The 7,584-nt window shown below is 66.4% G+C and carries 6 protein-coding genes and 2 pseudogenes; all 8 read right to left on the reverse strand.

All coding sequences use genetic code 11. From position 1 onward, the window contains the following. A pseudogene (locus G552_RS16980) lies at positions 1–322 on the reverse strand (transposase); the annotation flags it as partial. Beyond that, a complete protein-coding gene (locus G552_RS17115; protein ID WP_084640446.1) occupies positions 247–558 on the reverse strand; it encodes a transposase in 312 nt (103 codons plus the stop codon). The pseudogene G552_RS16980 and the gene G552_RS17115, both read right to left, overlap by 76 nt. Positions 559–676: 118 nt before the next feature. After that, positions 677–1,924, reverse strand: a complete 1,248-nt coding sequence (locus tag G552_RS0112865) for a hypothetical protein (protein WP_027883389.1) — start codon at positions 1,922–1,924, stop codon at positions 677–679. 11 nt (positions 1,925–1,935) lie between these two features. Further along, positions 1,936–2,691 (reverse strand): LamG domain-containing protein, encoded by a 756-nt coding sequence (locus G552_RS0112870; protein WP_027883390.1) that lies wholly within the window; start codon positions 2,689–2,691, stop codon positions 1,936–1,938. A gap of 139 nt (positions 2,692–2,830) precedes the next feature. Beyond that, entirely contained in the window at positions 2,831–4,147 is a 1,317-nt protein-coding gene (locus G552_RS0112875; protein WP_027883391.1) for a S8 family serine peptidase, read from the reverse strand. A gap of 63 nt (positions 4,148–4,210) precedes the next feature. Then, positions 4,211–5,437: a hypothetical protein gene (locus G552_RS0112880; protein WP_051195814.1), complete on the reverse strand. Its 1,227-nt coding sequence runs from the start codon at positions 5,435–5,437 to the stop codon at positions 4,211–4,213. Positions 5,438–5,542: 105 nt separating this feature from the next. Beyond that, positions 5,543–7,231, reverse strand: coding sequence for a tetratricopeptide repeat protein (locus G552_RS0112885; RefSeq protein WP_027883393.1), 1,689 nt, complete (start codon positions 7,229–7,231; stop codon positions 5,543–5,545). A gap of 10 nt (positions 7,232–7,241) precedes the next feature. Continuing rightward, a pseudogene (locus tag G552_RS15535) lies at positions 7,242–7,584 on the reverse strand (integrase core domain-containing protein); the annotation flags it as partial.

Consider the following 7,584-nt stretch of genomic DNA (forward strand, 5'->3'; position numbering starts at 1 on the left):
CCCAGGGAGGAAGCCAGTCCCGCAAGACCCCGGTACCCCCAGTCCACGAAAAGCTTGCGCACCCGGGGCCACAAGGAAAGGTCCATCCCCAAAAGCAAGGCCTGCCCACCCCTCTTGTCGTGCTCGTTAGCCGGATGGACAAAGGCCTTCAAAAGACGCCCCCCGGTGTCCGTCAGAATCTGCCGTTTCCTCCCTTTTACTTTCTTTGCCCCGTCGTTTCCCCGGGGCCCCCCTTTTCCCCCGTCTTCACCGACTGGCTGTCCATGACCAAGGCACTGGGGGGGGCATACCGTCCCTCTCGCTCCCGGTCACGCCGGACCAGGGCCTGGGCCACCCGCTCCCAGACCCCCTCCTTCTGCCCCTTGCGGAAGTAGACCCGTGAGGCATGGCCCGCCCCTGGATGCCGTTATTCAGGACGTAAAGTATAGCGTTGACGATTTCCCTTCCAGGCACTTTGGCAGGGCGGCCTCCTGGCTTGGGGGCGGGGATGAGGGGCTCCAGGAGGGCCCACTCTGCATCCGAGAGGTCGCTGGGGTAAAATCTACATGTAGAAGCCATCCTTCAAGCATAGTAGACTTTTACGACAGCCTCTTAGCTCTGCAACTGTAACCGTCATATTCCAAGTATGCTGCCGCAAGCTTTTCGCTTGCGGCAAGCTTTACAATAGCGCAATCGGCTACCAGGTGAAGCTGCCTTGGAGGAGGGCAGCCTCGAGGTGCACGGGCCACATCCGGTCCAGGAAGAGGGTGTGTCCGGGGAAGGTTTCCTGGGGGATGGGCCGGGCGGCGAGGAGGGCGCTTAGGGGTTGGTCCCCGGCGAAGGCGGTGGCCCGAAGCTGGACGCTGCTCCCAGGGGAGGGCACCACCCCAGCGAAGCCAGGAGCCTGCTCCACGTCCACGTAGTAGCTCGTGGCGCTGCCCAGAGCCCCCGCGCTCAGGAAGTGCCGCCAGTAGCGCACCCCCGGCTCGCCCAGGAAGAAGGCGTAGCCCAGGAAGTTGAGATTGGAGCTGAACCCTCCCGAGGCGATGTTGCTGAAGGTGGGCAGGGTGCTTGGGGTATGGGTCTGGCTTCCAGAGAGGCTTAGAGGGGGTACGGCGAGGCTCACGGATGCTCCAGGGGCCACCGCCGGATCGGCGGCGTCCTTGCGCAGGATGACGCAGCTAAAGCCGTGGCAGGTCCAGAACTGGAAGAGGTCCCCGCCAAATAGGGAACTGGGCCGGGCCACGGGTTGGGGGCTTCCCGTGCCCGTCCAGTTCGGGGGAACCAGGTCCACCGGGACGAAGGTGGAGAGGACGAGGCCGGCGTAGGAGAAGAAGGCGGGCGGGGTGGTGAGGCTGAGGGTATTTGTAGGACTTAGGCTGACGGTAACCGCAGTGGGCGGGATGCTGACGGGACCGGTGCGGCCGAAGTGGGGGGTGCCCCCGCTATCCCCGAAGACCGCTACCTCCCGCCCCGGCCCTGAGGGTGCGGTGAGCCCGGCAAAGCTTCCCCCGCTGAAGCTCAGCGCACCCCGGGCCGAGAAGGCGGTCCCGGAGCCGAGGCTCGGGGAGACGGTCCCACTTACCGCCGCCGTGGGGCTGGCATAGGCCACAGGACAGCGCACCATCAGGTTGCTTCCCACTTCGCTTCGCACTAGGTCCAGGCTCACGTAGAAATCGGTACCACCGGAACTAGGGCAGCGGAAGGCCACCTGGAAGCGGCTATTGGCGAGGAGGGGGAGGCCCCAGCTGGACTGCCCCGTGGGCAGGGCGTTCCAGGGGAGGCCCGAGGTGGAGGGGGGCGGGCCGACCCGCCAGGCCGCAGCCAGGGGCTGAAGGGGTTCTCCGATTCCATCCACCAGGATCACGTTTAGAGGCTGGATGCCGCTGCCCCCGCACGCCGCGAGGAGCAGCAGGAAAGGGGAAAAAAGCCAAGCGCGTTTCACGGTTGCCTCCTTTACTGGCCGCTGTAGATAGGGTTCACCTTGCCCACCCTCAGCTCATCCAAGGCGATCTCGCAGTGGAAGCCCGAAGGCGGGGTGTGCAAGGCCCCGATCCAGAGGGGCAGGGGATTGTTCGTGGATCCCGTGGGGGCGGTGAAGGTGCCGGCCGGGTTGCCGTTGACGAAGAAGACCCCGCTCGTGCCGTCCACCTTCACGGCTACCTGGGTCCAGGTGCCGCTGCTGTTGCTGGGGTTGAAGTTGGCGGGGAAGGTTTGGCTGGAGGTGAAGGTTCCCCCGCCGAGCCTAAGGGCCACCCGCGCCTGCCCCGTACCCGCGCCCTCTAAGTACAGGGTGTACCCGTTTGCGCTATTCCACTTGTCCAGGATGGGGTAGTAGGCACCCGCCCCGCACTGCACCGGGGCCACGGAGGCCTCGAGGTAGAGGCTTCCGTAGGAGAGGTTGAGGTCCGGGGTGGAGGGCACCTCCACATAGGTGGCCCCATTCCCCGGGAAGTAGAGGGCTCCTCCGGACTGTCCGGTAACCGAGGTGGGCCCGGTGAAGTTGGGCCAGGCCGCCACAGGCCCGGGCTTGGGGGTGCCGGTGTTGAAAAGGGGGTTCGCCACCAGGTCCTGGACCGAGGTAGCCCCCGGGGCCTCGTTCAGGGGCCAGTGGGCCACGGGGCAGATGGGCGTCGTGCAGGCCATTTGGGGCCCGCTGCACCCCGCGAGGAGGCCTGCCGCCAAAGCCAAAAGCAAAAGAGGCTGTTTCATGCTCTTCTCCTTTCGGTTTCCCTGGGGAAACCTGCCGCCAGGGTAGCGCAGAGGGTCTTAACGCAGCCCGAACAAAGTCTGAACGCCCACCCAACACCAAGGGCCCCCGGTGTGCGGGGGCCCGATGGAAAAACAAGGACTAGGGCTTAACGGAAAGGTCCACCATCCCCTTGCCCACCTCTTGGGGTGCGAAGGGAAGGGGCTTAGCGTATTGCTCCAGGTTCTGTTGCACCTGGGTGGGGGTGAGGTTCGGCTGGGCGGAAAGCCACAGGGCCATGGCCCCGGCCACCAGGGGAGTCGCGAAGGAGGTGCCGGTGCATTGGCCCTGCCCCCCTCCGGGAGTCACGCACTCCAGGGCGGTACCCGGCGCAGCCAGGTCCACGTAGGCCCCGCGGGTGCTATAAGAGGCTGGTCTCAGCCCGCCCTGCGTGGGGCCCGGTTCGGGTTCCAGCGCCCCCACCGCTACCAGCCCCGGCAGATCTAAGGCTGCGGGGTAGTGGGCCGGACTGCCCTGGTTGCCCTGGTTCCCCGCGGCGGCGGCTACCGGGATGCCCTGGCCCAGCGCGGCCTGGAGAGCGATCTTGAGGGCTTCCACCGGGGTGTCGCCCCCCAGGCTTAGGTTGAGCACAGTGGGGCCCTGGTGGTTTTGCAGGACCCAGCACACCCCCCGCACCACCCAGCTGGCGCGGCAGGTGCCCGAAGCGTCGCAGACCCGCACCGGGACGATCTGGGCATCCGGGGCCACCTCCTTCACCAGGCCCGCCGCCCCAGTGCCATGGCCGCCTGGGAAGGCGTCCTGGGGCGTGAGGTCCTCCTCCACGAAGTCGTAGCCAGGAAGCTGGAGAACGGCCGCGTCCACCCCGGTGTCCAGGACCGCTACCCGCACCCCGTTGCCCCGCAAGCCTCGGTTGTGGGCTCGAGGCGCGCCAATGGCCTCACCCCCCCAGCTGGAAAGGCTCCACAGGCTCTCCGGGTCGGCCTTGTAGCTGGGGTCCTGGGCCTCGAGCTCCGCCAGGGCCTGGCCCAGGGCCTCACCCCCATACCCCAGTTCGGCCAGGGTGAATCCGCAGGCCGCAAGGTCGCTTCGGCGCTCCAGGGTGAAGCCCGAAGGAAGCCTGGGAGTCTGGCCCAGGGGTAGCCGCAGGAGAATACGCTGGCGGTCTACCTGGCCCAGCACCCCCAGGGTGGCCCGGGCCTCCTGTCCCCCGGCCACCACCCGCACCGCCTGGGGGCCACCGGAGACATTCGGCACCCGGAAGCGCAGGGTGTTTCCCTCACGCGCCGTCACCGTGGCGCTGGTCCCGCCCACAAAGACCTGGGTTCCCTCCGAGCCCATCCCGCTGAGCCGGGCCTCCACCTCCTCCCCCAGGGCGGCCCGGCTGGGAAAGAGACTCAGGCTGGGGGAGGGGGTACAGGCGGAAAGCAGCAGCAAAACCGACCAGAACCATCTGCGCACGGGGCACCTCATCACCATAAAGAACGCTACACCCGCTCAAGTCCAGCACCCAGGCAGGCATGGCTAGGGGAGGGTGATGGAGCTACCGCCTACGGTGTAGTTGTTGGTTTGAGCGGTAGCCTCCTGGAGGTAGTCCCCTGCTTGGAAAGCGCTGGGGTTGTTGAGGTCTAGGGCGAGCAGGTTCTTGTTGCTCAGGATGGCAGAAACCCCAAAGCTGCCCGATCCCGTGGGAGGAGTGTACCCCAGCAAGCTGGGAGCTGAGAGGTCGGGCAGGGTGTAGCTCGTCTGGGTTCCTAGCCAGCCCTTGCTAAGGGTGGCGGTGTAGTAAATCCGGGCTGCTATCTGGAGGTAGATTCGGTAACCTTGCAGGCCGTTATCGTTTCGGGATAGGCCGCTTACGCTGGGGTGGGCTTGCGGGTTCACGCTTACGCTACCAGAAGGCCACGGCGCAGGCAGGTTCAGGTTAGGACTACCGGAGCCGAAAACCTGGATGCTCAGCAGCGAGGCGTTGGTCGCACTGGTACTGGTCTGAATTACGGTCGCGTAGCGATCCCCACCCCCAGACCCACTCACGGGCCGGTAGCTGGTCAGCGAGGCGTTCACCGTGCCCCCGCCGGTGTTGCTCGAGCTCAGGTAGGAAGCGAGCGCACCCATAAGCGGCGCATAGCCCGAGGGGGGCGTGGGCAGGGTCAGGTTGACCGGAGGGAGCTGGTCGGACGTGCTCAGGCTTACGGCTGCGTTTCCTCCGCTCACCACGTTGACCCCCTTAAGGACCTTGGCCACCTTGACGAAACCTCCGCTAGCCCTCAGGGTCACCAGAAAATCCTGATTGCCAGTCGCGGTGCTGACTGTTACCGAAACATTGGTTGCGGCTGGCGAGCAGCTAGGACCGTTCACGCAAACTTCATCCCCTCCCGCGATCAGGCTGGAGTCTACGTTCACGTTCACCGTGAAGGAGACGGTGGCGGGGGCGCTGCTGCACTCCAATTTGGGGTTGGGCAACTCGCTGGCGGTGGCCTGGATCACCTTGACCTCCAGGCCGCTACACCTCACCGCCACCCCGTACTTGGTCTGACCCCCCAGGCTGAAGGTGCCGGTCTTAGTGGAGGTGCCGCTCAGGGTAAGGGGTTGCCAGTTCCCGGAGCCCACCTGGTAGGCAGCGGCGTCGAAGCTATTCGCGGGGTCTTCCACGGTGAGGGTGATGCTGCTGGGGGGTGGGGGCGTGCCACCACCGCAGGCCGCGAGGAAAAGCGTCAGGGCCAAGGCCAAGAACAGTCTTAGGTTTAACATTTTACGTACCTCCTCAAACTTACCCACGGCAGACGGATTTTGGAACGTAGGATTTGGCTGGGACATTAGCCCGCCGTGGGTGCCTAGAGGGTAGCAGAGGGGGTCTTAACTAAGTCTGAACGCCTCGAGCCGGCTCCGGTAACGCTCGGCCAGCACGGTGTAGCGCGCTTCCTCCAAAAGGGCGATGGCCTCTTCTAAGCTGGCCCGCTCGCCGGTGAGTTCGGCCAGGTTGGCCAGCACCGCCGCGGTCAGCACCCACTCCTGGCCCGCCTTGGCCAGGCGTAAGGCCTCCTGGTAGGCCGCCTTGGCCTCGGCGGACCGCCCCTGCCGGTGGTAGAGGGCCCCCAGGTTGTTCCAGGCCCGCCCCATGGCCTCGAGGTTGCCCTTGGCCAGGGCCAGCGACTCCCGGTACAGCCGCTCCGCCTCGGCGGGTTGGCCCTGGCGTTCCTTGATCACCCCCAGGTTGAGGAAAAGCCGCGCCCGCAGCCCCTCCCGCGGCCCGACGGCCTCGAGCACCTCGGCAAACGCCCCTTCCCCCTGGCCCAGCTCGGCCAGCGCCACCGCCCGGTTACCCAAGGCCCCCAGGTGGCGCACCTCCTCCCCGGCCATCAGAAAGCGCACCGCCGCCCGGCTAAAGGCCTCGGCGGCCTCCTGGAAGCGGCCCTGGCCCAAAAGCATCATGCCCTGCAGGTTGAGGGACTCGGCCTGGGCGTATACCCCTCCACCGGCAGCCCGATCTGCCTCGACTTGGGCCTCGGCAAACTGCCCCAACCGCAAGAGCACACTCCCGCGCAGGGCGCTTTTCTCCGGGCTATCGGGCAGCTCGTCCAGCATCTCCAGGGCTTCCCTGTACCGGCCCAACCGCTCCAGAGCCCGCGCCCGCAAGAGCAGGAGTTCCGCGTCGGGGGACAGCTCCGCGAGCAGGGCTAGCGCTTCCTGGGGCCGCTCTTCCACCTGGGCCTTGGCCAGGCGCAGCAGGGCACTGCGTCCGCGGGGCAGGTCGGAGGCTTCCCAGTGCGCGCGGGCCAGCTGGTACAGGGGAGCAGCCTCCCCAAGGGGAAGCTTGCGGGCCAGTTCCAAAGCCACCCTCCGGCCCTCCACCGAAAGGGGCACCGCCCGCTTGGGCTGGCCCTGGGTGTCGAGCAGCCCGCGCCCGATGAGAAAATCCAGGGCCTCCGCGGAGAGGCCCAGAAGCTCCACCGCGCGGGTCAGGCCCACCAGCTGCACGGCGAAAAAAGCCCGCTGCACCTCCGGTGCGAAGACTGCTAGCTCCGGCTCGGCCTCTATCACCTCAGCCACACCTGGCAGGGTGCGGGCCTGCTGCACAAGGTCTCTAGCCTCTTCGGCCCAGCCCAGGCCAAAAAGCGCCTCGGCCTGGCGCACATGGGCCGCCCACAGCGCTTGGGCTAGGGCCTCGCGCTTGGCCCAGACCCACTCCTCCAGCTCTACCGGTAGCCCGTCGTCGGCCCCCTCCAGGAATCGGCCCCGGTAGAGGCGGCGGGCTTCGGAAAGCTGCCCCCGTGCAAGGGCACTTTGCAGCGCTACAGCGTCACAGGCCACCTCGGCCCGCAGCACCTCCTCACCTTCTAGCTGCACACCCGCCGTGCGCAGCTGGGTCAGGGCTACCGATAGGCTATTGAGGCCATCGCTGGCCCCCGGCCAGAACAACTCGGCCAGGTGGCGCCTCGAACGGGGGCCCTCCAAAGCCAGATAAACCAGCAGCAGCAAGGGCTTCTTCTTACGGAAAGGAGTTTCCGGCCCCTCCAGCGACAACTCCCCCAGCGTGCGCAGCATAGCTTCGGTTTTAGATTTTAACCGATAGCCCGGAAAAAAGCAGTACCATGTAATCGGTCAACACATGTGAGACTGGGGGGCCGACTCCTCTTGCATCATAGCCAGGAACTCCAGGGGCGCGAGGCCGTTTAGGGCCCGGTGGGGTCGCTCACGGTTGTAGTGGTCGAGGTAAGCGTCAAGCTTCTTTTGGAGCTCGGGGATCTGCGAGGGTAAGGGCCGGGTGTAGAACTCGTCCCTGAAGGTCCGCTGCATCCGCTCCACGTGACCGTTGAGCTTGGGGCTCCTCGGGGGAAGGACGAAGAGCTTGACGCCGAGACCTTCACAGGCCTCCTCAAACTCCGACATGAACTCCG

It is taken from the genome of Meiothermus rufus DSM 22234 (assembly GCF_000423425.1).
Classification (GTDB): Bacteria; Deinococcota; Deinococci; order Deinococcales; family Thermaceae; genus Meiothermus; species Meiothermus rufus.

Coding starts and splice junctions, on each gene's coding strand:
- G552_RS17115 (WP_084640446.1), bottom strand. CDS start 558: ATGGCTTCTACATGTAGATTTTACCCCAGCGACCTCTCGGATGCAGAG.
- G552_RS0112870 (WP_027883390.1), bottom strand. CDS start 2,691: ATGAAACAGCCTCTTTTGCTTTTGGCTTTGGCGGCAGGCCTCCTCGCG.
- G552_RS0112880 (WP_051195814.1), bottom strand. CDS start 5,437: ATGTTAAACCTAAGACTGTTCTTGGCCTTGGCCCTGACGCTTTTCCTC.
- G552_RS0112885 (WP_027883393.1), bottom strand. CDS start 7,231: ATGCTGCGCACGCTGGGGGAGTTGTCGCTGGAGGGGCCGGAAACTCCT.